This is a genomic window from Escherichia sp. WS2035, assembly GCF_046487065.1.
Taxonomy (GTDB): Bacteria; Pseudomonadota; Gammaproteobacteria; order Enterobacterales; family Enterobacteriaceae; genus Escherichia; species Escherichia coli.
Map to the genome: position 1 here is coordinate 1 of NZ_JBJQKD010000013.1, position 21,634 is coordinate 21,634.

Below are 21,634 nucleotides of genomic sequence, written 5' to 3' on the forward strand. Positions count from 1 at the left end.
GAATCAAAAAAGAATAAAACTCAGTCTTGGGGGACTCAGCCCGGTAGAATACCGGACTGAGTATCAAAAAGCCGGTTAACTGAAACTGTCCAGGTTTTGGGGTTCAGTTCAGCTCGCGCCGCATCCGGCCGGGATAACGCGAAGTTTGTCGGCAATATGAAGTTATAGAGATAATTTGTTGTGGGCCTGCTTGCGTAACCGGTTGAAAAGGGAAAGCAACTTCTTATACCGTAAGGCTAAAAGCAGTACAGCCAGCCCAGCGTAGATGAGTGGCTGCGGTGAAATAATCTTCACTGACCACAGATAATGTATTGGGGTCAGGATCGCGACAAGATAGACGAAGTTATGCAACTGTTGCCAGTGTTTGCCGAGTTTTCGCTGCATCGACTGGGTTGAAGTGAACGCTAAAGCAAGCAAAATAACCCAGCTGATAATTCCTAACGTTAAATAAGGCCGGGTAATTAACTCCTTACCTAATAACGCCAGATTATTCACGCCCAACTCCAGCAATGCGTAACTGGTTAAATGCAGTGTCGCCCAGGCAAAGCACCATAAGCCTAACAGGCGGCGAGTGCGTATCAATAACGGCTGTTTTGCGTAGCGTGCCAGAGGTGTGATTAACAAGGCCGCAAGCAAAAATTTCAGTGCAGTGCGACCGGTAAAATGCTGAATATCTTTCACCGGATCGGCACCTAGTCCACCGTGATTGATCGCCCAGACCAGCCAGAGAAACGGCAACAATCCGGCAAGATGCAGGCAAACTTTCAGCCATATCACCTGTTTTGCTGTCAGGCGCATTTAGAAATTCTCCCGCAAATCCAGGCCACGATACAGCGATGCCACCTGGTCGGCGTAACCATTAAACAGTAGTGTTGGCTGGCGCTGAACATCGAGAATGCCGCCTGAACCAATAAATCGTTCGGTAGCCTGTGACCAGCGCGGGTGATCAACATGCGGATTAACGTTGGCGTAAAAACCGTATTCGTCAGGCGCTGCCAGATTCCAGGTGGTTGGCGGACGCTCGCGGGTCAGCTTAATACTGACGATCGATTTAATCCCTTTAAAGCCATATTTCCACGGCACAATCAGTCGCACCGGCGCGCCATTTTGCGGTGGTAACGCCTTGCCATAAACACCTACGGTCATCAGTGTGAGCGGATGCATTGCTTCGTCGAGACGCAATCCTTCGACATAAGGATATTTCAGCCCGCCGCCGATAAAGCGGTCCTGCTGGCCTGGCATCTGTTCCGGCGCATAAATCGTTTCGAAAGCGACATATTTCGCATTGCTGGTGGGTTCGGCAAGCGCCAGCAATTTGTGTAGCGGAAAACCAATCCACGGCACCACCATCGACCACGCTTCCACGCAGCGCATACGATAAATACGCTCTTCCAGCGGGAAGCGACGGGTTAAATCATCATGATCGAGGGTCAATGGTTTTGCCACTTCGCCGCTGATTTTCAGTGTCCATGGATCGGTTTTCAGGCTACCAGCATTAGCAGCGGGATCGGCTTTATCCAGCCCGAATTCATAGAAGTTGTTATAACCGGAGACTTTATCTGCTGGCGTCAGTGGCAGGTTATTTTGCCAGGCGGCAGGCTTGCTGAACTCCAGCGGTTTTCCGGCGGGGGCGGGCGGACGATCGTTCCCTTTAAACCAGCTAAGCAGATCGGCATGCGCAGCGTGAGGCAAAGAAAATGCAGCTGCGCTGATGCCCAGTGCTTTTAACACCTGCCGACGCTTCATAAAGAATACCGACTCGGCCGTAACATCTGATTCTTTTAAAAATTGATTCTTTTTCATAAGCCATCACACTTTTTTGTCGTTAGCCAACAAGAGCCGTTTACTGTTAATCTGTCAGGGAGTCACCTCCCTAACAGTAGCAGAGATCAGCTTTTACATATTTACGCATTAACTGCCACGATAGGTTGAATACCCATATTGGCTGAGTAACAAAGGCACATGATAATGCTCGTTCACTTTATTAATATGAAATTCAACGGGGATCTCAGGGAAGAAACTTTCAAGATTTTGTTTCTTGAAATAGTCCCCGGTTTTAAATACGACACGGTAATCGCCAGTAGTCGCAGTTTGCTCGGGCCACAGTGCCTTAATTCGTCCATCCTTATCTGTTTTGGCGGTATTAAGTTGTAACCAGCCGTTATCCGCTTTCTTTTCAAGAGTGACTGTCACGTCGGCAGCGGGTTTTCCTGTTTGCTGGTTCAAAATGTGCACGCTAAGAATGTTTTGTTGTGCGGCATAAACCAAAGAAGGTAATGAAAATGCTGCCGTTGCTACCGAGAGTACTAAATAACGCTTTAACATGTTTATATCCTTGTCATGTGAATGAGTTTTGAGGATAGCGAAAAAACGTCCAGGGTAACCTTACAGCAGCATTACAATTTTGTAATGAACCAGGTTGTTTCTATAACATATGATTTATGGCATATTATTTTCATGAAGATTCTACTTATTGAAGATAATCAAAGGACCCAGGAATGGGTAACGCAGGGGCTTTCCGAAGCGGGTTATGTCATTGATGCCGTTTCTGATGGCAGAGATGGGCTTTATCTTGCGCTGAAGGATGATTATGCATTGATCATTCTGGATATTATGCTTCCGGGTATGGATGGCTGGCAGATCTTACAAACGTTAAGAACGGCAAAGCAAACTCCTGTTATTTGCCTTACAGCAAGGGATTCTGTCGATGACAGAGTCAGAGGGCTGGACAGTGGAGCAAATGATTATCTGGTAAAACCTTTTTCATTTTCTGAGTTGCTGGCAAGGGTTCGGGCACAATTAAGGCAACATCACGCTTTGAATTCAACATTAGAAATCAGTGGCTTAAAAATGGACTCTGTCAGTCAAAGTGTGAGCAGGGACAATATCAGTATTACACTGACGCGCAAGGAGTTTCAGTTACTTTGGCTACTGGCCTCCAGAGCTGGCGAGATTATACCCAGAACGGTTATTGCGAGTGAAATTTGGGGAATCAACTTTGATAGTGATACCAATACGGTGGATGTCGCCATTCGCAGGCTCCGCGCAAAAGTTGATGATCCTTTTCCTGAAAAGCTAATCGCCACAATCCGGGGGATGGGCTATTCATTCGTAGCGGTAAAAAAATAATGAAAAGATTATCTATAACCGTCCGTTTAACCTTGCTTTTTATATTTCTGCTGTCTGTTGCTGGCGCTGGAATTGTATGGACTCTCTATAATGGCCTGGCAAGTGAGTTGAAATGGCGCGATGATACAACACTCATTAACCGGACAGCGCAGATCAAGCAGTTGTTAATTGATGGGGTAAATCCAGATACATTACCTGTCTATTTTAACCGGATGATGGATGTTAGTCAGGATATCTTGATCATTCATGGTGATGGCATCAATAAAATTGTTAACCGGACAAATGTCAGTGATGACATGTTAAATAACATACCTGCTAGTGAGACAATCAGCGCAGCAGGCATTTACAGAAGCATTATTAATGATACAGAGATAGATGCTTTACGAATTAACATTGATGAAGTTTCGCCATCATTAACGGTTACTGTGGCTAAATTGGCTTCAGCCAGACATAATATGCTTGAACAGTATAAAATTAATAGCATTATAATTTGCATTGTCGTCATTATATTGTGCTCATTATTAAGTCCGTTGTTAATCAGAACGGGGTTGCGAGAGATCAAAAAGTTGAGTGGCGTAACGGAAGCGCTGAATTATAACGATAGCCGAGTGCCGGTTGAGGTTAACGCATTACCGAGAGAACTAAAACCTCTTGGGCAGGCGTTGAATAAAATGCATCATGCTTTAGTCAAAGATTTTGAGCGCCTTAGTCAATTTGCTGACGATCTCGCTCATGAACTTAGAACGCCAATTAATGCATTACTGGGTCAGAATCAGGTTACGCTCAGTCAAACCAGAAGTATCGCTGAATATCAAAAAACAATTGCCGGAAACATCGAAGAGCTGGAAAATATTTCGCGGTTAACAGAGAATATACTGTTTCTTGCCAGGGCAGACAAAAACAATGTTTTGGTGAAACTGGATTCGCTTTCTCTCAATAAGGAAGTTGAAAATCTTTTGGACTATCTTGAATATCTTTCAGACGAGAAAGAGATTTGCTTTAAGGTCAAGTGCAATCAACAAATCTTTGCGGATAAAATTTTACTGCAACGAATGTTATCGAATCTTATTGTTAACGCCATTCGATATTCACCAGAAAAATCGCGTATTCATATAACCAGTTTTCTTGATGCCAACGGTTCTCTTAATATTGATATCGCCAGTCCTGGAACGAAAATTAATGAGCCTGAAAAACTCTTCCGTAGATTTTGGCGGGGAGATAATTCGCGTCATTCCGTAGGTCAGGGACTTGGCCTTTCTTTAGTCAAAGCGATTGCCGAATTACATGGAGGAAGTGCTACGTATCACTATCTCAGTAAGCATAACGTGTTCCGAATTACGTTACCGCAAAGAAATTAACATCGGGCTTCAGTACGCCATAAGTTAACCGTGAAAAAACGCAGCCACGTCGTGAGTATTAACGTGGCTGCGATTGATTATGCGCTTACATTACAATGTAACAGGGATTAACTCGCGTAAGCTGCCAGCATTTCCTGCGCCGCCAGTTTACCCAACGCATTCGCTGCAAAAGGACTGTCGCCGGTGAGAAGTTTACGGTCCTTATGTACTCGCCCGGTGATGTCGTCATTAATGATGTTCATGCCCATTTTCTTCAACTCTTCGCCGAAGTACCAGGTGAGATGACCCGGCATATAGCCAATATCTGGCGTTTGTTTGTCTGCGGCGTCTGGGAATGCGCAAATAGAATAACCATTCAGTGGGTTATCGCTGTGGCGAAGTGCCAGAAAAGCTGCCGGACCGTGGCAAAGGGAGATAACAAAACGGTCATTTTTGATTGCCCACTGTAAAGCGGCAGCCACGTCCTGGCTTTCTGGTAAACCAATAAGTGCGCCATGCCCACCAGGAACAAAGATTGCTGCATATTCGCTATCAGCGTTGAGGCTGGCGACAACATCCGCGAGTTTCTTCGGATTACGGAATAACGATTTATGCTGTTCAAAGAATGGCATTACTTTTTCATCTTTGTGCGGCATAGCCCAGTATTCAAACTTGGTCATCAGACCGGAAATGGTCGCCACTTCGAATTCGAAACCTGCAGCATGGAGATGATACAACGGCAGCAACGTTTCAATCGGATGGTTACCGGTCGAGAACAGTTTTCCGTTATCGGTCGGCAAATAACGTTCGTCCGCGGCGATCACCAGAATTTTATGTTTACCGCGATACGGTTTTGGATAGTCCACGCCATCAAGATCAGAGACGGGACTCGTATATTGGCTAAGCGAATATTCTGAAGGGAAGAACGCATTATCTTCAGCAATATCGACCTGCGGGTTTTTACTTGTTTGAACAGTCATAGTGTATTCCTTATTGTTGCTTAGTTAGGGTAGTCACTATATTTGCGACTGAGCTGGTCGCTATTTTTAACCAGGCTGAAAAATTGAGTCAATATATCGAAAGCGGTAGTTGGCGGGCATAAGTATGTAATGATGATGCTGCACTGGTGTTGAATATTATTCACGCCAAACTTTCCTTATTGAGTAACGTCGTCGCAAGTGGCCTCAATGATTTTAGACCATTATCAGAGGTTTGGGGGCGATGGGGAGAGATTTAGTGCTGTGGAATGTTGTGGTACTGATGAATATTTATATCCCGGATTGGTAGGGAAAAAGTTTTTTTCATGCACTATTTTTGCAAATATTTCTATATGGGAAGCGGTTTTGTTGCGGATTAATTCATAAAGAAATGCATTTGGGTGTTGGCTGGAAGAGACGCTGGTAGATTTTATTGAGCCAGGAGGGGCGGGGTAATGTGCTGTATCGATATGCTTTGGCAATTGCGTGTGCCGCAGATGGAGATGAAATGCCAATAAAAAAGCCTGAGTTCGATGAGGGACGAACTCAGGCTGGTGTTATGTTTTACAGTAACACGCCTCGGCGCGTTGGCTGATTAGAACTGGTAGACGATACCAACTGCAAACTGGTCATCAGCTGCTGCGCCAGTAATGGCGGCGTCATCTTTATCCAGCATGTTGAATTTGTATGCAGTATAAACGTTCATGTTCTTATTGAAGTAGTACCAGGTACCAACTTCAATGTAGTTCACACGGTCAGCGTCAACATATCTATGTCCAGGTACACCTTTGATATCTTTACCTTTAGAGTACACATAACCTAAGGACGGACGCAGACCAAAGTCGAATTGGTACTGAACAACCGCTTCAAAGTTCTGGGTTTCATTGATAAGTTGATCACGCATTATTGTATTGCCTTCTTGATCGGCAACACCTGTATCAATAGAACCCGGAGTCATATTACGAGTTTCACCGTACATTACAGCTGCGTAGACATTGTTCGCGTCATACTTTGCAGCCAATGACCACAGTTCAGCATTTGAACCGTTTCCATCGGCAACTTGATCGTTGGTGCGATCAGATTTGCTATATGCACCAACGATACCAAAACCATTGATGTTATAGTCTACAGACAACGCATAGCCGTCACCATTTTGTTTCTTAGTGCTACGGTTGCTGTTTTTGCCTTGGTACTGAATCGCAAAATCAAGACCATCAACCAGGCCAAAGAAATCAGAGTTACGGTAGGTTGCAACACCGTTGGTACGACCGTTCATGAAGTTGTCAGCGGAAGCCCAGGAATCGCCACCCCATTCAACTAACATATCGGTATAAGCTGCGGCATCATAAGCAACACCGTAGTTACGGCCATAGTCAAATGATCCTAACTCGTTATATTTCAAACCGGCGAAGGTTAAACGGGTTTTTTCTTGGTTTTCACCTTCAGGCTTGCTGGCGTCGAGGTTGTATTCAAACTGACCGAAACCAGTCAGTTCGCTGGTGATTTGGGTTTCACCTTTAACACCGAAACGAGCATAGGAGGTATCTTCGTTTTCGCTGTTATTATCATCAGTATTTGACCAGATGCGTTCGCCAACCATCTTGCCGTAAAAATCAACTTTATTGCCATTTTTATTATAAATTTCAGCCGCATTTGCTGCGCCAGCAACTAATAACGCCGGGACCAGCATTGCCAGAACTTTTCTTTTCATTATGTATTCCCTTGTGATTATAATCTTCATGAATATATCAATAAGTGCTGTTATCCAAAAAAAGCACATTTGGATACTATTCTATGAAGTTCATTTTATTTTAAAGATTACATGTAACAAATGTATTTAAAAGATTTCAAAATGTTTCTAATCTATTTAATATAATTCATAGTTATGAATTCTGAATATAAATATTCACGAATATTATGGATATATATCAATATTTTATGAGTTGATCGAAAAAATAGGGAGTATCAATGATTGTTGCGCTAAACGGCTGGTGTGATCTCGCGCACATTAATGAAGGCATAAAAAAAAGCCGGCATCATGCCGGCCCAAAAAATATAAACAAGACGATAAAAGGCTAATAACGGAGGCATGATGACACAGAAAAATAAAAAGGTATAATTGTAATCAGTACCAATATATTGATTGAATGAATTAATAAAGCCGAAATCAAAGATAAATAACATCGTTCAAATCGATTTTTCCTGTATTCACCGCCGTTGCGCAAAATTTATCTATTTGTTCAAAAAATGATTGAGTCTTGACTGGCTCATCCAATGTGGAAAAATGTGACTTTTATCACATAATAGTTCTAAGTCTGAATTTTCCGGGTTATCTCAAAATGGAATACGGTTCGACAAAGATGGAAGAGAGACTCTCTCGCAGCCCTGGCGGCAAATTGGCTTTGTGGGCTTTCTATACATGGTGTGGCTATTTCGTCTGGGCAATGGCGCGATACATCTGGGTGATGAGCCGGATCCCCGATGCCCCCGTGTCGGGATTTGAAAGTGATTTAGGATCTACCGCGGGGAAGTGGTTAGGAGCATTGGTCGGATTTCTGTTTATGGCCCTGGTTGGTGCCTTGTTAGGCGGCATTGCATGGTACACCCGACCTCGTCCCGCACGTTGCAGACGCTATGAATAAAAACTGCTAAGGTTGCGACTCTTTGGCAACGGAGCGCGTATGGAGTTACAACACTGGCAGGCACAGTTCGATAACTGGTTGAAAAACCATCATCAACATCAGGACGCGGCGCATGACTTGTGTCATTTTCGCCGTGTCTGGGCTACGGCACAGAAACTGGCGGCAGATGACGATGTCGATATGCTGGTGATTTTAACCGCCTGTTATTTTCACGATATCGTGACCCTGGCGAAAAATCATCCGCAACGGCAGCGTTCTTCAATCCTGGCGGCAGAAGAGACGCGTCGCCTGCTCCGTGAAGAGTTCGCGCAATTTCCGGCGGAGAAAATTGAGGCCGTTTGTCATGCCATTGCCGCTCACAGTTTCAGCGCGCAAATCGCCCCCTTAACAACGGAAGCTAAAATCGTCCAGGATGCGGATCGGCTGGAAGCCCTGGGGGCGATTGGCCTGGCGCGCGTATTTGCCGTTTCAGGGGCATTGGGCTTGGCGCTGTTTGATGGCGAAGATCCGTTCGCACAGCATCGCCCGCTTGATGATAAACGCTACGCGCTGGATCATTTCCAGACAAAGTTACTGAAATTACCGCAAACCATGCAAACCGCAAGAGGCAAGCAGCTGGCACAGCACAACGCGCAATTTTTAGTCGAGTTTATGGCGAAGCTCGGTGCCGAACTGGCGGGGGAGAATGAAGGTATCGATCACAAGGTGATAGATGCGTTTTCACCCGCTGGCTGAGCGCGTGGCCCTAAACGGCAGTAATTATGTTAACCTGTCGGCCATCTCAGATGGCCGGTTAAATCTATGCAGGAAAATATATCAGTAACCGATTCATACAGCACCGGGAATGCCGCACAGGCAATGCTGGAGAAACTGCTGCAAATTTATGATGTTAAAACGCTGGTGGCGCAGCTTAATGGTGTGGGTGAGAATCACTGGAGCGCGGCAATTTTAAAACGTGCGCTGGCGAATGACTCGGCATGGCACCGTTTAAGTGAGAAAGAGTTTGCCCATCTGCAAACGTTGTTACCCAAACCACCGGAACATCATCCGCATTATGCGTTTCGCTTTATCGATCTATTTGCCGGAATTGGCGGCATCCGTCGCGGTTTTGAATCGATTGGCGGACAGTGCGTGTTTACCAGCGAATGGAACAAACATGCTGTACGCACTTATAAAGCCAACCATTATTGCGACCCGGCGACGCATCATTTTAATGAAGATATCCGCGACATCACCCTCAGTCATCAAGAAGGCGTGAGTGATGAGGCGGCGGCGGAACATATTCGTCAACACATTCCTGAACACGATGTTTTACTGGCCGGTTTCCCTTGTCAGCCATTTTCGCTGGCTGGCGTATCGAAAAAGAACTCGCTCGGGCGGGCGCACGGTTTTGCCTGCGATACCCAGGGTACGCTGTTCTTTGATGTGGTGCGCATTATCGACGCGCGTCGTCCGGCGATGTTTGTGCTCGAAAATGTCAAAAACCTGAAGAGTCACGATAAGGGAAAAACGTTCCGCATCATCATGCAGACGCTGGACGAACTGGGCTATGACGTTGCCGACGCAGCAGATAACGGGCCGGACGATCCGAAAATCATCGACGGTAAACATTTCCTGCCGCAGCACCGTGAACGCATCGTGCTGGTGGGTTTTCGTCGCGATCTGAATCTGAAAGCCGATTTTACTCTGCGTGATATCAGCGAATGTTTCCCTGCACAGCGAGTGACGCTGGCGCAGCTGCTGGACCCGATGGTTGAGGCGAAATATATCCTGACGCCGGTGCTGTGGAAGTACCTCTATCGATATGCGAAAAAACATCAGGCGCGCGGTAACGGCTTCGGTTATGGAATGGTTTATCCGAACAATCCGCAAAGCGTCACCCGTACGCTGTCTGCTCGTTATTACAAGGATGGCGCGGAAATTTTAATCGACCGCGGCTGGGATATGGCCACGGGTGAGAAAGACTTTGACGATCCGCTGAATCAGCAACATCGTCCACGTCGGTTAACACCTCGTGAATGCGCGCGCTTAATGGGTTTTGAAGCGCCGGGAGAAGCGAAATTCCGCATTCCGGTTTCGGACACTCAGGCCTATCGCCAGTTCGGTAACTCGGTGGTCGTGCCGGTCTTTGCCGCGGTGGCAAAACTGCTTGAGCCAAAAATCAAACAGGCGGTGGCGTTGCGTCAGCAAGAGGCACAACATGGTCGACGTTCACGATAAGGCCACCCGCAGCAAAAATATGCGCGCGATTGCCACGCGTGATACGGCGATTGAGAAGCGCCTCGCCAGTTTGTTAACCGGGCAGGGCCTTGCGTTTCGCGTTCAGGACGCCAGTCTGCCCGGACGCCCGGATTTTGTCGTTGATGAATATCGCTGCGTGATATTTACCCACGGCTGCTTCTGGCATCATCATCACTGCTATCTGTTTAAAGTGCCTGCGACTCGAACCGAGTTCTGGCTGGAGAAGATAGGTAAAAATGTTGAACGCGATCGCCGCGATATCAGTCGCTTGCAGGAACTCGGCTGGCGCGTACTGATTGTCTGGGAGTGTGCGTTACGTGGGCGCGAGAAGCTTACGGATGCGGCGCTTACCGAGCGTCTGGAAGAGTGGATCTGCGGCGAAGGTGCCAGCGCGCAGATCGACACGCAGGGGATTCATTTACTCGCTTGATGCATCCTGAATAACTGGCGCGACAACGGGTTTGGCCGGGAAGAGATATTTTCCCAACGTGACCAGTACCACCGCGAAGACAATTACGCCGAGCGCCAGCCATTCAATCTTCGACAGCGTTTCGCCACCCAGTCCCGTACCCAGCAAGACCGCGACCACCGGGTTAACGTAGGCGTAGCTGGTGGCGAGAGCCGGACTGACGTTGCGGATTAAATACATATAAGCGTTAATGGCGATAATCGAACCAAACAGCGCCAGATAGCCGACCGCAAGGAAGCCTGAAAGGGAAGGGAGCGCCGTCAGTTTTTCACCCGCAATCATCGACGCAATCATTAACACCACGCCAGCCGCCAGCATCTCAATCGCACCCGCCATCATCCCTACAGGTAAGGTAATGCGCGAGCCATAAACCGAGCCAAACGCCCAGCTAATCGAGCCGATTAAAATCAGAATCGCGCCCCATGGATTGCCGCTTAAGTTTCCACCGCTATTGAGCATGATGATTCCGGCAAGCCCAATGGCGATACCCACCCATTCCAGTTTGCGCGTTTTAATGCCAAACAGGCGGCTGAAGCACAGGGTAAAAAGGGGCACGGTTGCAACCACTACGGCGGCGATGCCGGAAGGAACATTTTGATGTTCGGCAACCGTCACCATGCCATTACCGACAGCCAGCAATAACAGGCCAATCAGCGCGGCATTGAGCAGCGGACGTAGCGGGGGAAGTTTGTGTCCGCGCAGTAGCAAAAATGCCAGCAATAAAATACCGGCTGCCAGGAATCGAACGCCCGCCATCATTAACGGAGGCCAGCTTTCCACGCCAATCCGAATGACAAAATAGGTTGAGCCCCAAATGATATACAACGCAAACAGCGCGCCAAAAAGCGGTAACAACTGGCGGAAACGCATAATCCCTCACGGCTGAAATAAAAAGGTGGTTCATAGTAAACGTGAAAATCATTCTGCTGGCGAGAGATATAATTGCACTTGATTGTTAAATAAATGTTGACCTGTGAAGCAAGTATCAGAGCTGCCGTTTTTGCTTCATACTTACACCCTTCAACAATAAAAATGAGAGGGAATGCTTTTGGCCGGGAGTAGTTTACTGACGTTGCTCGATGATATCGCCACACTGCTGGACGATATCTCCGTGATGGGCAAACTGGCGGCGAAGAAAACCGCCGGTGTATTAGGGGATGACTTATCGCTCAATGCGCAACAAGTTTCAGGCGTGCGGGCCAACCGGGAACTTCCCGTGGTCTGGGGCGTGGCGAAAGGTTCGCTGATCAATAAAGTGATTCTGGTGCCGCTGGCGCTGATCATCAGTGCGTTTATCCCGTGGGCGATTACGCCACTGTTGATGATTGGCGGCGCGTTTCTCTGCTTTGAAGGGGTAGAGAAAGTGCTGCATATGCTGGAGGCGCGTAAACATAAAGAAGATCCGGCGCAGAGTCAGCAGCGTCTGGAGAAGCTGGCGGCGCAGGATCCGCTGAAGTTTGAAAAGGACAAAATAAAAGGGGCGATTCGTACCGATTTTATATTGTCTGCGGAAATCGTCGCCATCACGCTGGGGATTGTGGCAGAAGCGCCGTTGCTTAATCAGGTGCTGGTGCTTTCAGGCATCGCGCTGGTAGTGACCGTGGGCGTCTACGGTCTGGTAGGGGTTATCGTTAAGATTGATGACCTGGGGTATTGGCTGGCGGAAAAATCCAGCGCGCTGATGCAGGCATTAGGTAAAGGGTTATTGATCATTGCGCCCTGGTTGATGAAAGCGTTATCGATTGTCGGCACGCTGGCGATGTTCCTCGTCGGCGGCGGGATTGTGGTACATGGTATTGCGCCGTTGCATCACGCCATTGAACATTTCGCCGGGCAGCAAAGTGCAGTGGTGGCGATGATATTACCGACTGTTTTAAATCTGATTCTTGGATTTATCATCGGCGGCATCGTGGTGCTGGGAGTGAAAGCCGTAGCGAAAATGCGCGGTCAGGCACATTAATACTCGCACAGGCTATTATGCAAAATTCGCCATCTTCAACTAAGGTGAACAAGTTTCACTCGAAAAAAGGAGGCGAGTATGAGCTTTATGGTTAGTGAGGAAGTTACGGTTAAAGAGGGCGGCCCGCGGATGATTGTCACTGGATACTCCAGCGGTATGGTTGAGTGTCGTTGGTATGACGGGTACGGGGTCAAGCGGGAAGCTTTTCATGAAACCGAGCTTGTTCCGGGGGAGGGGAGTCGTTCTGCGGAAGAAGTTTGAAAGGGTATCATTAACACCAGGCCGGATCACATCCGGCCTGGTGTCCCAATGCCTGCAATGAATGATAGTCGCGTCTTATCATGCCACCATTATAAAATTATCGCTGTTTTGCGGTACGCTATCGCCGGGTTATGCCAGAATCATAAAAAAGCAGGTTGGGAGTCGTCAGGGTGCAGCACGAGACAAAAATGGAAAACCAGAGCTGGTTGAAAAAACTCGCACGCCGCCTGGGGCCCGGTCATGTCGTTAATCTCTGCTTTATCGTGGTATTGCTTTTTTCCACCTTGCTCACCTGGCGTGAAGTGGTGGTGCTGGAAGATGCCTATATCTCCAGCCAGCGTAATCATCTGGAAAACGTAGCCAACGCGCTCGATAAGCATTTGCAGTATAACGTCGACAAACTGATCTTTTTGCGTAATGGCATGCGCGAAGCTCTCGTGGCGCCACTGGATTTCACCTCTCTGCGTAATGCCGTAACCGAGTTCGAACAGCATCGCGACGAGCACGCCTGGCAAATCGAACTCAACCGACGGCGCACCCTGCCAGTCAATGGCGTATCGGATGCATTAGTCAGCGAGGGGAATCTCCTGTCTCGCGAAAATGAAAGCCTCGACAATGAAATTACCGCTGCACTGGAAGTTGGTTACTTGCTGCGACTGGCGCACAACTCCTCGTCGATGGTTGAACAGGCGGTGTATGTCTCGCGTGCTGGATTTTACGTTTCGACGCTGCCGACCTTGTTTACGCGCAATGTACCAACGCGTTATTACGGCTATGTCACCCAACCCTGGTTTATCGGCCATTCACAACGAGAAAATCGTCACCGCGCGGTACGCTGGTTCACTTCGCAACCGGAACACGCCAGCAATACTGAACCGCAGGTTACCGTCAGTGTTCCGGTAGACAGTAATAACTACTGGTATGGCGTGCTGGGGATGAGTATTCCCGTGCGTACTATGCAGCAATTTTTAAAAAACGCCATCGATAAAAACCTCGATGGTGAGTATCAGCTCTATGACAGTAAGCTGAGATTTTTGACCTCTTCAAATCCTGACCATCCAACAGGGAATATTTTTGATCCTCGTGAACTGGCCTTGCTGGCGCAGGCAATGGAACATGACACGCGGGGCGGCATTCGTATGGACAGTCGCTATGTTAGCTGGGAACGTCTGGACCATTTCGACGGTGTGCTGGTGCGCGTCCATACGCTAAGCGAAGGCGTGCGCGGCGATTTCGGCAGTATCAGCATTGCATTAACCCTGCTGTGGGCGCTCTTTACCACCATGTTACTCATCTCCTGGTATGTGATTCGCCGGATGGTCAGCAACATGTATGTTCTGCAAAGCTCGTTGCAGTGGCAGGCGTGGCACGACACCTTAACGCGTTTATATAACCGTGGCGCATTGTTCGAAAAAGCCCGTCCGCTCGCTAAATTGTGTCAGACGCACCAACATCCTTTTTCTGTCATTCAGGTCGATCTTGACCATTTTAAAGCGATTAATGACCGCTTTGGTCATCAGGCGGGCGACCGTGTTCTTTCTCATGCTGCCGGATTAATTAGCAGTTCCTTGCGTGCGCAGGACGTTGCCGGGCGGGTCGGTGGTGAGGAGTTTTGTGTGATTCTGCCAGGCGCGAATCTGACGCAGGCTGCGGAGGTCGCAGAACGTATTCGCCTGAAGTTAAATGAAAAAGAGATGCTGATCGCCAAGAGTACAACGATACGCATCAGTGCCTCGCTGGGGGTAAGTAGCAGCGAGGAAACCGGTGATTATGATTTTGAACAACTCCAGTCATTGGCCGACCGTCGGCTTTACCTCGCAAAACAGGCCGGGCGTAATCGGGTATTCGCGAGCGATAACGCTTAACGGGCGGAGAAAAAATGGTCCAGCCCTTCACGCCAGCCTTCCGGTCCTTCACGCTGCGTTCGCCAGACGCGGGCCGGATCCTCATCATGCAGATGGACCCCTTCACGGTTTAGCCCTTTCACAATCACCGCGTAATCCATTACCTCCAGTAAAGGCGCATCGTTTGGCCCATCGCCCAGGCCAAGTGTGGTTGGGCGTCTGCCTGACAATTGTTGATAGGTCGCGGTAATCCAGTTGGCAGCCTGATCTTTTCCGGCAGAGGCATCCAGTACGTGCCAGAAGCGCGCACCCTGCATAAACTGCAAGCCCAGTTCGTTCAGACGAGCGATAAATTGTGCCATACGCTCGTCACTGTCGCGCCAGATTAGCGTTACCGACGCCTCATGCAGCTGCGTCAGCGCCGCCTGGCTACGGCTTAATCCCGTCCATTCGGCAATGGTTGCATCGTCGACATCATCAAAAGTCGTGAATTTAAAATGTTCTTTCTCGCGTAGCGTATTTAAAACCTGGCAGATTTCGCCATGGCTAATACCTGAGATGATGCGTGGAAAACCGTCTATATCCTGCCATTGTTCAGCAAGCTGGATCACTGCGCCATTCTCTGCAATCAGCGGTAAGCCTTGTAGCCCCAACATTTTTTGCAAGTACAGCATTTCCGCTGAAGTTTTACTGCTACAGAGAATGACGGGAATATTGGCTTCGTGTAAACGGCTGAGCCAGGGGGCTGCCGGTTGCCAGTCATAACTATGACTGTCCAGCAGGGTGCTATCAAGATCGCTAAAAACCAGTAGTGGTTGTTGAATTGAAAACATGGGCGCAGTACTCCCCTTACCAGGATGATTCTCAAAACAGCACAAATAATCAAAGATGATTTTTTCGGGAGCGATCCCGTTGACACCAGAGCCACCAAGGGGTGACGCGCGTCACATTTCTATTCATAAGTAGCGTTAATCATTCATAGCGCGAATATTTTCTTGTCAGCGAAAAAAATTGCAGATAAGGTGATGAACACATCAGATTTCCTGGTGTAACGAATTTTTTAAGTGCTTCTTGCTTAAGCAAGTTTCATCCCGACCCCCTCAGGGTCGGGATTTTTTTATTGTGCATTCAACGATTCACTTCAGAGACGCTGAAGTCATGAATATCCAGTTCGAAGGCATCCGCCAATTCACGCCATGTATGATATTCACGTCCATCGACGCTAACGTGTTCAGAATCGTTCTGGCTGCGATGAACTTCGCTTTCGCTAATTTCATTGATCGCCGCCAGCAGGGCATCGACATCGACGCTGACCTCACGTTTTGCGGTATCGCTGTACTCTTTTGCGGTTTTCATCATCTTTCCTCGCAACCGTTACTCTGTTGTTGCCGCCAGTCGTTAAGTCCGCCTGGCATCTCTTAAGTATAGACCGTCGAGAAAATCAGCACTCGCGCGCGCCTGGCGCTGCCAGAAAAACGAAATTGTTCTACACTGGCACAAAGCCACAGGAGGAAAACGATGAAGGTGAATGATCGGGTAACAGTCAAAACGGATGGCGGTCCGCGTCGTCCTGGCGTGGTACTGGCAGTTGAGGAGTTTAGTGAAGGCACAATGTACCTGGTTTCGCTGGAAGACTACCCGCTCGGCATCTGGTTCTTTAATGAAGCAGGGCATCAGGACGGTATCTTTGTTGAGAAAGCAGAGTAATCTTATTCAGCCTGACTGGTGGGAAACCACCAGTCAGAATGTGTTAGCGCATGTTGACAAAAATACCATTAGTCACATTATCCGTCAGTCGGACGACATGGTAGATAACCTGTTTATTATGCGTTTTGATCTTACGTTTAATATTACCTTTATGCGATGAAACGGTCTTGGCTTTGATATTCATTTGGTCGGAGATTTGAATGGTTCCCTGACCTGCCATCCACATTCGCAACATACTCGATTCGGTTCGGCTCAATGATAAAGTCGGCATATTTAAAAACGAGGTTATCGTTGTATCTTTTTTCAGAATATCGCCAAGGATATCGTCGAGAGATTCCGGTTTAATCGATTTAGAGCTGATCAATAAATTTTTTCTGACCAATAGATATTCATCAAAATGAACATTGGCAATTGCCATAAAAACGATAAATAACGTATTGGGATGTTGATTAATGATGTGCTTGATGCGCTGACTGTTAGAAGCATCGTGGATGAAACAGTCCTCATTAATAAACACCACTGAAGGGCGCTGTGAATCACAAGCTATGGCAAGGTCATCAACGGTTTCAATGTCGTTGATTTCTCTTTTTTTAACCCCTCTACTCAACAGATACCCGGTTAAACCTAGTCGGGTGTAACTACATAAATCCATAATAATCGTTGACATGGCATACCCTCACTCAATGCGTAACGATAATTCCCCTTACCTGAATATTTCATCATGACTAAACGGAACAACATGGGTCACCTAATGCGCCACTCTCGCAATTTTTCAGGCGGACTTACTATCCCGTAAAGTGTTGTATAATTTGCCTGGAATTGTCTTAAAGTAAAGTAAATGTTGCGATATGTGAGTGAGCTTAAAACAAATATTTCGCTACAGGAGTATCCTGGAAGATGTTCGCAGATATTATTTTTCGGATAATCCTTAGGGTAGCATGATAAACGTTACGGAATTATATTAATGGTAATTCACTAATAATATCAGCCAGCAAATTAAAAATTTCACTGAATAAATGTTCGCAAAAAGGCGCAATTAACGGCATTAATGCCGCCATTAAAGAGATGCCGACAGTCAGAGTTAATGGAAATCCAATAACAAAAATGGATAATTGCGGGGCCATACGATTCAGTAAACCTAATGCCAGATTCAGGGTCAGCAACAGAGTAATGAGCGGTAACGCCAGCATCAGCCCGTTAAGGAAAATCAAACTCCCTGCTTTGGTGAGTGCCAGAAACGCATTGCTGTTCAACGGTTCGCTACCAATCGGCAGGGTGTGAAAGGTATCGACCAGCAGTGAAATCAACCATAAATGACCGTTAAATGTCAGGAACAGCAGTAATGCCAGCATATCCATGATGCGCGCTAAAACGGGCATATTGAGATGGCTGCCAGGATCGACAAATGTCGCAAATGACAGCCCCATTTGCAGACCGATAATTTCGCCAGCGGTTCGCACAGCGGCAAAGGCAAATTGCATGGTAAAACCAAGCGCAATGCCGATCAGGATCTGCTGCACGGCCAGCCACAGAGCAAAGAACGAAAAAACAGGAACATCGTTGGCAGGTAATGATGGGGCAATGGCGAACGTGATCATCATTGCCAGACCCAGTTTTACCCGTTTCGGCACGCTGCGTTCGCTCAGAATTGGCGCGGTAGAAATGAGCGCCAGCACGCGCAGTAACGGCCAGAAGTACAGGCTTAACCAGGAAAGCCATTGATCGCTTGTTACCTGCATCATTGTACGGCCTACCCGATGATATACGGCAGGTTAGTGAACAAGGTGCGGACGTAATCCAGCAACAGATTGAGCATCCACGGTCCGGCAATAATAATGGCGATAAATACGGCGATGATTTTTGGAATAAACGACAGCGTCATTTCGTTGATCTGCGTGGCGGCCTGCAAAATACTGATGATAAGACCCGTGACCAGCGCCACCAGCAACAGTGGGGCAGCCAGTGCCAGCGCGACTTTCATCGCTTCAGTCCCCATCATCATGACCGATTCAGGTGTCATTTTGCCTCTCTAGCTGTAAAAGCTCTGCGCCAGCGAACCGACCAGCAATTGCCAGCCATCCACCAGTACAAACAGCATCAGTTTAAAGGGCAGAGCAATGGTGGCTGGGGGAACCATCATCATCCCCAATGCCATCAACACGCTGGCAATCACCAGGTCGATAATCAAAAAAGGGATGAAAATCGTGAAGCCTATCTGAAATGCGGTTTTCAACTCGCTGGTCACGTAGGCCGGGAGCAAAATGCGCATCGGCACAGCTTCAGGCCCCTGCAACGGGCCGGTATTCGCCAGTCTGGCAAACAACCCTAAATCCGCCTCGCGGGTCTGACGCAGCATAAACTCACGCAGCGGCTGCGCCCCTTTTTCCAGCGCCTCCTGCATTGAGATTTTCTCTTCGCTGAATGGCTGGTACGCATCGACATAAATTTTGTCGATCACTGGCGACATAATAAAAAAGGTCAAAAACAGTGCCAGTCCCAGCAATACCTGGTTAGGTGGCGCGGAGGGCGTTCCCAGCGCGTTACGCAATAAACCAAAAACAATAATGATGCGGGTGAAACTGGTCATCATCAGTAAAATCGCTGGAATGAACGTCAACGAGGTGATGAACACCAGCGTCTGCACCGGGAGCGACCAGCTTTGTCCACCGCCAGGTAGCGGCTGGCTGGTGATACCCGGCAGTTGCGCGAAGGCGAGGGGCGTAATCAGCCAGAGAAGGACCGGTGCGACAGAAAACAAACGACGCATCAGGATCTCCCGCCACGCTTAAGCAAATTTTTCATGACCGACTGAAAATCGGTCTGCGGTATCTCCTCCGTTGGTGCTGAAGGGGGAAGTTTATGTAGCAGATTGATTTGCCCTGCGGTAACGCCGAGCACCAGCCGTGCATCTTCCACATCGACCACCACGACCCGTTCACGCGCGCCCAGCGAAGCACTGGCGCTAATTTTCAGACCGTTAACGCCAGTGCGTTTAGGGGCAAATCCCAGCCGTTTTACCAGCCAGGCGGCAGCGAGGATCAGGGCAATAATGGCGATGAGTGCGCCGCTCACCTGCAGCAGTGGCGCAGCAGAAACCGGCGCGGAAGATTGCACAGTAGCATGGTTATTCATCACTAACGGCTCAGGCGGCGCATCCGCTCGGACGGGGTAATGATATCGGTGATCCGCACGCCATATTTATCGGCAACAACCACCACTTCGCCCTGGGCGATTAAATAACCGTTGATCAGAATATCCAGCGGTTCGCCCGCCAGACCGTCCAGCGCCACGACTGATCCTTGCGTCAGACGCAACAGCTCTTTGATGGTCATCCGCGTACGGCCCAGCTCGACGGTCAGCTTGACCGGAATATCCATAATCAGGTCGATATCCTGCAACGTTCCGCTGACATCTCCGCCGCCAAATTGCTGGAACATTGCGTCGGCAGCGCTTTTTCCGCTGGTTGATTTTTGCTCGCTCAACGCTTCAGCCCACATATCGTCCATTGCGCCGTTGTTGTCATCGGCCGGATTATTCATGTCACTCATTTGGGCTGTTCCTCGTTCAGAGAATTTAAAATCGGGTTAATCAAATGTTCTATCCGTAACGCATACTGACCGTTGAGAGTGCCGTACTGACTGGTCAGAACCGGGACGCCGTCAACATGGGCGATGATGCGATCGGGTTTTTCTATCGGCAGGACGTCGCCGGGTTTCAGTTTTAAAATCTGCGACAGGCGTAGCGAGATATCGGCAAAGTTGGCCACCAGTTCCAGCTGTGAATGCTGCACCTGGCGCACCAGGTTATCGCGCCAGTTCTGATCTTCATTACGCGAGTTTTCCAGCGGCGGGTTAACCAACAATTCCCGTAGCGGCTCGATCATGCTGAATGGCAGGCAGATATTAAATTCGCCGGTCAGGTTGCCAATCTCCACATGGAACGGCGTGTTAACCACAATGTCGTTCGGCGAGGTGGTGATATTGGTAAATTTCACCTGCATTTCCGAACGCACGTACTCAACTTCCAGCGGATTAATCGCTTTCCAGGCGTCGCTATAGCCTTCAAGCGCCAGCTTTAACATGCGGTTGATGACGCGCTGTTCGGTATGAGTAAACTCGCGACCTTCCACTTTGGTCGGGAAGCGTCCATCGCCGCCAAACAGGTTATCCACGGCGATAAACACCAGGCTCGGCGAGAACACCACCAGCCCTGTGCCGCGCAGCGGTTTAAGGTGGATAAGGTTCAGGTTGGTCGGCACCGGCAAGTTGCGGGCAAATTCATGGTACGGCTGAATGCGGATGGCCCCGACGGTAATGTCCGGGCTACGGCGCAGCAGGTTGAACAGCCCCATACGAAAATGGCGGGCAAAGCGCTCATTAATGATTTCCAGCGCCTGCAAACGTTCGCGCACAACCCGTCGTTGGGTATTCGGATCGTACGGACGAATGTCACTTTCGCCGCTAACACTGGCTGTCGGTTCGTCTTTGACTTCGCTGTCACCATTCAACAGCGCATCAATTTCAGCTTGAGAAAGAATACTATCGCCCATGTCGTTATCGCAGAATAAAAGCGGTATACAGCACGTCGGTGACATCCTGTTTCGGTTGCCCGGCAACAAGCGGGGTGGAAAGTGTGGTTTTAATCTCGGCAATCAGGTTTTTCTTGCCTTCTTCTGTCGCCAGTACGGCAGCATCCTGACGTGAAAACAGTAACAGCAAGCGACTACGGACTTCCGGCAAATACTCACTCAGCCGCGAGCGGGTTGCTTCATCTTTCAGTCGCAGGGTTATGCCGATATAAAGCACGCGATCCGCATCGCCCAAATTGACCGTAAAGGTATCCAGCGCATAGAAGACCGGGGAGGGCACGACGCGTTGCTGCGCTTTGTCGTCAGCGGCAACCTGATGCGAATGCCAGTAGCTGTAACCTGCGCTGGCACAGGCCGCGAGGGTAATGAATACCAGAATCGGGATCCAAAGCGATCGCTTGCTTTTCTTGCTTATCGCGTAATCAGTCATGTGTTGCGGTCTTCCTGTGTCGCTACTGCTTATCGGCTAATTATCCTGC

27 protein-coding genes are annotated in these 21,634 nt (G+C 48.5%); 11 read left to right on the forward strand and 16 right to left on the reverse strand.

The window, feature by feature from the left end:
* Positions 1-79: IS3 family transposase (locus tag ACJHX4_RS19245; RefSeq protein WP_322967685.1), on the forward strand; the 79-nt coding region annotated here is incomplete at its 5' end.
* Positions 80-162: 83 nt separating this feature from the next.
* On the opposite strand, the gene msrQ is transcribed toward ACJHX4_RS19245, so the two are convergent.
* From msrQ to hiuH, 3 genes are all read right to left on the reverse strand, one after another.
* A complete protein-coding gene (gene msrQ / locus ACJHX4_RS19250) occupies positions 163-798 on the reverse strand; it encodes a protein-methionine-sulfoxide reductase heme-binding subunit MsrQ (RefSeq protein ID WP_001240063.1) in 636 nt (211 codons plus the stop codon).
* Entirely contained in the window at positions 799-1,803 is a 1,005-nt protein-coding gene (gene msrP / locus ACJHX4_RS19255; protein WP_000740067.1) for a protein-methionine-sulfoxide reductase catalytic subunit MsrP, read from the reverse strand.
* A 108-nt stretch (positions 1,804-1,911) separates the two neighbouring features.
* Positions 1,912-2,325 (reverse strand): hydroxyisourate hydrolase, encoded by a 414-nt coding sequence (gene hiuH / locus ACJHX4_RS19260; protein ID WP_000920127.1) that lies wholly within the window; start codon positions 2,323-2,325, stop codon positions 1,912-1,914.
* Positions 2,326-2,457: 132 nt separating this feature from the next.
* Between hiuH and hprR the strand changes: the two genes are divergently transcribed.
* Positions 2,458-3,129: a response regulator transcription factor HprR gene (hprR, locus tag ACJHX4_RS19265; protein WP_001347103.1), complete on the forward strand. Its 672-nt coding sequence runs from the start codon at positions 2,458-2,460 to the stop codon at positions 3,127-3,129.
* Positions 3,129-4,487, forward strand: a complete 1,359-nt coding sequence (gene hprS / locus ACJHX4_RS19270) for a two-component system sensor histidine kinase HprS (RefSeq protein WP_000826711.1) — start codon at positions 3,129-3,131, stop codon at positions 4,485-4,487. Before hprR ends, hprS begins: the two co-directional genes overlap by 1 nt.
* Before the next feature lie 107 nt (positions 4,488-4,594).
* Here hprS and hchA read toward each other — a convergent pair whose 3' ends face one another.
* Together hchA and ACJHX4_RS19280 are read right to left on the reverse strand one after the other, a co-directional pair.
* Entirely contained in the window at positions 4,595-5,446 is an 852-nt protein-coding gene (gene hchA, locus ACJHX4_RS19275) for a glyoxalase III HchA (RefSeq protein ID WP_000218217.1), read from the reverse strand.
* Between the two features lie 592 nt (positions 5,447-6,038).
* Positions 6,039-7,154 (reverse strand): porin, encoded by a 1,116-nt coding sequence (locus ACJHX4_RS19280; protein WP_000824383.1) that lies wholly within the window; start codon positions 7,152-7,154, stop codon positions 6,039-6,041.
* Between the two features lie 649 nt (positions 7,155-7,803).
* On the opposite strand from ACJHX4_RS19280, the gene drpB reads away from it, so the two are divergent.
* The 4 genes from drpB to vsr all read left to right on the forward strand — a co-directional run bounded on the left by drpB (position 7,804) and on the right by vsr (position 10,756).
* Positions 7,804-8,085 carry a cell division protein DrpB gene (gene drpB / locus ACJHX4_RS19285; protein WP_001441990.1) on the forward strand — a complete coding sequence of 94 codons (282 nt, stop codon included), beginning with the start codon at positions 7,804-7,806 and terminating at the stop codon, positions 8,083-8,085.
* A 39-nt stretch (positions 8,086-8,124) separates the two neighbouring features.
* On the forward strand, positions 8,125-8,820 hold the full coding sequence (locus ACJHX4_RS19290) for a phosphohydrolase (RefSeq protein WP_001296176.1): 696 nt from the start codon (positions 8,125-8,127) through the stop codon (positions 8,818-8,820).
* Positions 8,821-8,886: 66 nt separating this feature from the next.
* Positions 8,887-10,305, forward strand: a complete 1,419-nt coding sequence (gene dcm / locus ACJHX4_RS19295) for a DNA-cytosine methyltransferase (protein ID WP_001157265.1) — start codon at positions 8,887-8,889, stop codon at positions 10,303-10,305.
* A complete protein-coding gene (gene vsr, locus ACJHX4_RS19300; RefSeq protein ID WP_000228686.1) occupies positions 10,286-10,756 on the forward strand; it encodes a VSPR family DNA mismatch endonuclease in 471 nt (156 codons plus the stop codon). The genes dcm and vsr overlap by 20 nt, the downstream gene beginning before the upstream one ends.
* Here the strand turns inward: vsr and yedA are convergent.
* Complete coding sequence (gene yedA / locus ACJHX4_RS19305; RefSeq protein ID WP_001212226.1) at positions 10,745-11,665, reverse strand: drug/metabolite exporter YedA; 921 nt, start codon at positions 11,663-11,665, stop codon at positions 10,745-10,747. The two genes, vsr and yedA, sit on opposite strands and share 12 nt — an antisense overlap.
* 172 nt (positions 11,666-11,837) lie before the next feature.
* Between yedA and ACJHX4_RS19310 the strand changes: the two genes are divergently transcribed.
* From ACJHX4_RS19310 to dgcQ, 3 genes are all read left to right on the forward strand, one after another.
* A complete protein-coding gene (locus tag ACJHX4_RS19310; RefSeq protein ID WP_000922683.1) occupies positions 11,838-12,755 on the forward strand; it encodes a DUF808 domain-containing protein in 918 nt (305 codons plus the stop codon).
* Positions 12,756-12,833: 78 nt separating this feature from the next.
* A complete protein-coding gene (locus tag ACJHX4_RS19315) occupies positions 12,834-13,016 on the forward strand; it encodes a YodC family protein (protein WP_000009307.1) in 183 nt (60 codons plus the stop codon).
* Positions 13,017-13,186: 170 nt separating this feature from the next.
* The gene (dgcQ, locus tag ACJHX4_RS19320; protein WP_001531784.1) at positions 13,187-14,881 is read left to right on the forward strand and encodes a cellulose biosynthesis regulator diguanylate cyclase DgcQ; all 1,695 of its coding nucleotides are present in this window, start codon (positions 13,187-13,189) and stop codon (positions 14,879-14,881) included.
* Here dgcQ and ACJHX4_RS19325 read toward each other — a convergent pair.
* Both ACJHX4_RS19325 and yodD read right to left on the reverse strand, forming a co-directional pair.
* On the reverse strand, positions 14,878-15,693 hold the full coding sequence (locus ACJHX4_RS19325) for a mannosyl-3-phosphoglycerate phosphatase-related protein (RefSeq protein WP_000491527.1): 816 nt from the start codon (positions 15,691-15,693) through the stop codon (positions 14,878-14,880). The genes dgcQ and ACJHX4_RS19325 overlap by 4 nt on opposite strands.
* 295 nt (positions 15,694-15,988) lie before the next feature.
* The gene (yodD, locus tag ACJHX4_RS19330; protein WP_000844800.1) at positions 15,989-16,216 is read right to left on the reverse strand and encodes a peroxide/acid resistance protein YodD; all 228 of its coding nucleotides are present in this window, start codon (positions 16,214-16,216) and stop codon (positions 15,989-15,991) included.
* Between the two features lie 162 nt (positions 16,217-16,378).
* Between yodD and dsrB the strand changes: the two genes are divergently transcribed.
* Positions 16,379-16,567, forward strand: coding sequence for a protein DsrB (gene dsrB, locus ACJHX4_RS19335; protein WP_000867217.1), 189 nt, complete (start codon positions 16,379-16,381; stop codon positions 16,565-16,567).
* A 43-nt stretch (positions 16,568-16,610) separates the two neighbouring features.
* On the opposite strand, the gene rcsA is transcribed toward dsrB, so the two are convergent.
* The 8 genes from rcsA to fliL all read right to left on the reverse strand — a co-directional run bounded on the left by rcsA (position 16,611) and on the right by fliL (position 21,585).
* On the reverse strand, positions 16,611-17,234 hold the full coding sequence (gene rcsA / locus ACJHX4_RS19340; protein ID WP_000103992.1) for a transcriptional regulator RcsA: 624 nt from the start codon (positions 17,232-17,234) through the stop codon (positions 16,611-16,613).
* Positions 17,235-17,523: 289 nt separating this feature from the next.
* Positions 17,524-18,309, reverse strand: coding sequence for a flagellar biosynthetic protein FliR (gene fliR / locus ACJHX4_RS19345; protein ID WP_000983988.1), 786 nt, complete (start codon positions 18,307-18,309; stop codon positions 17,524-17,526).
* 8 nt (positions 18,310-18,317) lie between these two features.
* Positions 18,318-18,587 carry a flagellar biosynthesis protein FliQ gene (gene fliQ / locus ACJHX4_RS19350; protein ID WP_000187358.1) on the reverse strand — a complete coding sequence of 90 codons (270 nt, stop codon included), beginning with the start codon at positions 18,585-18,587 and terminating at the stop codon, positions 18,318-18,320.
* Between the two features lie 9 nt (positions 18,588-18,596).
* A complete protein-coding gene (fliP, locus tag ACJHX4_RS19355) occupies positions 18,597-19,334 on the reverse strand; it encodes a flagellar type III secretion system pore protein FliP (protein WP_001253318.1) in 738 nt (245 codons plus the stop codon).
* On the reverse strand, positions 19,334-19,699 hold the full coding sequence (fliO, locus tag ACJHX4_RS19360) for a flagellar biosynthetic protein FliO (protein ID WP_001313947.1): 366 nt from the start codon (positions 19,697-19,699) through the stop codon (positions 19,334-19,336). The genes fliP and fliO overlap by 1 nt, the downstream gene beginning before the upstream one ends.
* 2 nt (positions 19,700-19,701) lie before the next feature.
* Complete coding sequence (fliN, locus tag ACJHX4_RS19365) at positions 19,702-20,115, reverse strand: flagellar motor switch protein FliN (RefSeq protein WP_001282103.1); 414 nt, start codon at positions 20,113-20,115, stop codon at positions 19,702-19,704.
* A complete protein-coding gene (fliM, locus tag ACJHX4_RS19370; protein WP_001295641.1) occupies positions 20,112-21,116 on the reverse strand; it encodes a flagellar motor switch protein FliM in 1,005 nt (334 codons plus the stop codon). Before fliM ends, fliN begins: the two co-directional genes overlap by 4 nt.
* A 4-nt stretch (positions 21,117-21,120) precedes the next feature.
* Positions 21,121-21,585, reverse strand: a complete 465-nt coding sequence (fliL, locus tag ACJHX4_RS19375; RefSeq protein ID WP_000133106.1) for a flagellar basal body-associated protein FliL — start codon at positions 21,583-21,585, stop codon at positions 21,121-21,123.
* Positions 21,586-21,634 lie beyond the last annotated feature (49 nt).

Excerpts from the sequence above, each read along its gene's own strand:
- fliL (WP_000133106.1), bottom strand. The coding sequence starts at position 21,585 with ATGACTGATTACGCGATAAGCAAGAAAAGCAAGCGATCGCTTTGGATC.
- msrP (WP_000740067.1), bottom strand. The coding sequence starts at position 1,803 with ATGAAAAAGAATCAATTTTTAAAAGAATCAGATGTTACGGCCGAGTCG.
- fliM (WP_001295641.1), bottom strand. The coding sequence starts at position 21,116 with ATGGGCGATAGTATTCTTTCTCAAGCTGAAATTGATGCGCTGTTGAAT.
- hchA (WP_000218217.1), bottom strand. The coding sequence starts at position 5,446 with ATGACTGTTCAAACAAGTAAAAACCCGCAGGTCGATATTGCTGAAGAT.
- fliQ (WP_000187358.1), bottom strand. The coding sequence starts at position 18,587 with ATGACACCTGAATCGGTCATGATGATGGGGACTGAAGCGATGAAAGTC.
- ACJHX4_RS19315 (WP_000009307.1), top strand. The coding sequence starts at position 12,834 with ATGAGCTTTATGGTTAGTGAGGAAGTTACGGTTAAAGAGGGCGGCCCG.
- hprS (WP_000826711.1), top strand. The coding sequence starts at position 3,129 with ATGAAAAGATTATCTATAACCGTCCGTTTAACCTTGCTTTTTATATTT.
- ACJHX4_RS19290 (WP_001296176.1), top strand. The coding sequence starts at position 8,125 with ATGGAGTTACAACACTGGCAGGCACAGTTCGATAACTGGTTGAAAAAC.
- hprR (WP_001347103.1), top strand. The coding sequence starts at position 2,458 with ATGAAGATTCTACTTATTGAAGATAATCAAAGGACCCAGGAATGGGTA.
- fliO (WP_001313947.1), bottom strand. The coding sequence starts at position 19,699 with ATGAATAACCATGCTACTGTGCAATCTTCCGCGCCGGTTTCTGCTGCG.
- rcsA (WP_000103992.1), bottom strand. The coding sequence starts at position 17,234 with ATGTCAACGATTATTATGGATTTATGTAGTTACACCCGACTAGGTTTA.
- hiuH (WP_000920127.1), bottom strand. The coding sequence starts at position 2,325 with ATGTTAAAGCGTTATTTAGTACTCTCGGTAGCAACGGCAGCATTTTCA.
- drpB (WP_001441990.1), top strand. The coding sequence starts at position 7,804 with ATGGAAGAGAGACTCTCTCGCAGCCCTGGCGGCAAATTGGCTTTGTGG.
- ACJHX4_RS19310 (WP_000922683.1), top strand. The coding sequence starts at position 11,838 with ATGCTTTTGGCCGGGAGTAGTTTACTGACGTTGCTCGATGATATCGCC.
- vsr (WP_000228686.1), top strand. The coding sequence starts at position 10,286 with ATGGTCGACGTTCACGATAAGGCCACCCGCAGCAAAAATATGCGCGCG.
- ACJHX4_RS19280 (WP_000824383.1), bottom strand. The coding sequence starts at position 7,154 with ATGAAAAGAAAAGTTCTGGCAATGCTGGTCCCGGCGTTATTAGTTGCT.
- ACJHX4_RS19325 (WP_000491527.1), bottom strand. The coding sequence starts at position 15,693 with ATGTTTTCAATTCAACAACCACTACTGGTTTTTAGCGATCTTGATAGC.
- fliR (WP_000983988.1), bottom strand. The coding sequence starts at position 18,309 with ATGATGCAGGTAACAAGCGATCAATGGCTTTCCTGGTTAAGCCTGTAC.
- fliN (WP_001282103.1), bottom strand. The coding sequence starts at position 20,115 with ATGAGTGACATGAATAATCCGGCCGATGACAACAACGGCGCAATGGAC.
- dcm (WP_001157265.1), top strand. The coding sequence starts at position 8,887 with ATGCAGGAAAATATATCAGTAACCGATTCATACAGCACCGGGAATGCC.
- yedA (WP_001212226.1), bottom strand. The coding sequence starts at position 11,665 with ATGCGTTTCCGCCAGTTGTTACCGCTTTTTGGCGCGCTGTTTGCGTTG.
- yodD (WP_000844800.1), bottom strand. The coding sequence starts at position 16,216 with ATGAAAACCGCAAAAGAGTACAGCGATACCGCAAAACGTGAGGTCAGC.
- msrQ (WP_001240063.1), bottom strand. The coding sequence starts at position 798 with ATGCGCCTGACAGCAAAACAGGTGATATGGCTGAAAGTTTGCCTGCAT.
- fliP (WP_001253318.1), bottom strand. The coding sequence starts at position 19,334 with ATGCGTCGTTTGTTTTCTGTCGCACCGGTCCTTCTCTGGCTGATTACG.
- dsrB (WP_000867217.1), top strand. The coding sequence starts at position 16,379 with ATGAAGGTGAATGATCGGGTAACAGTCAAAACGGATGGCGGTCCGCGT.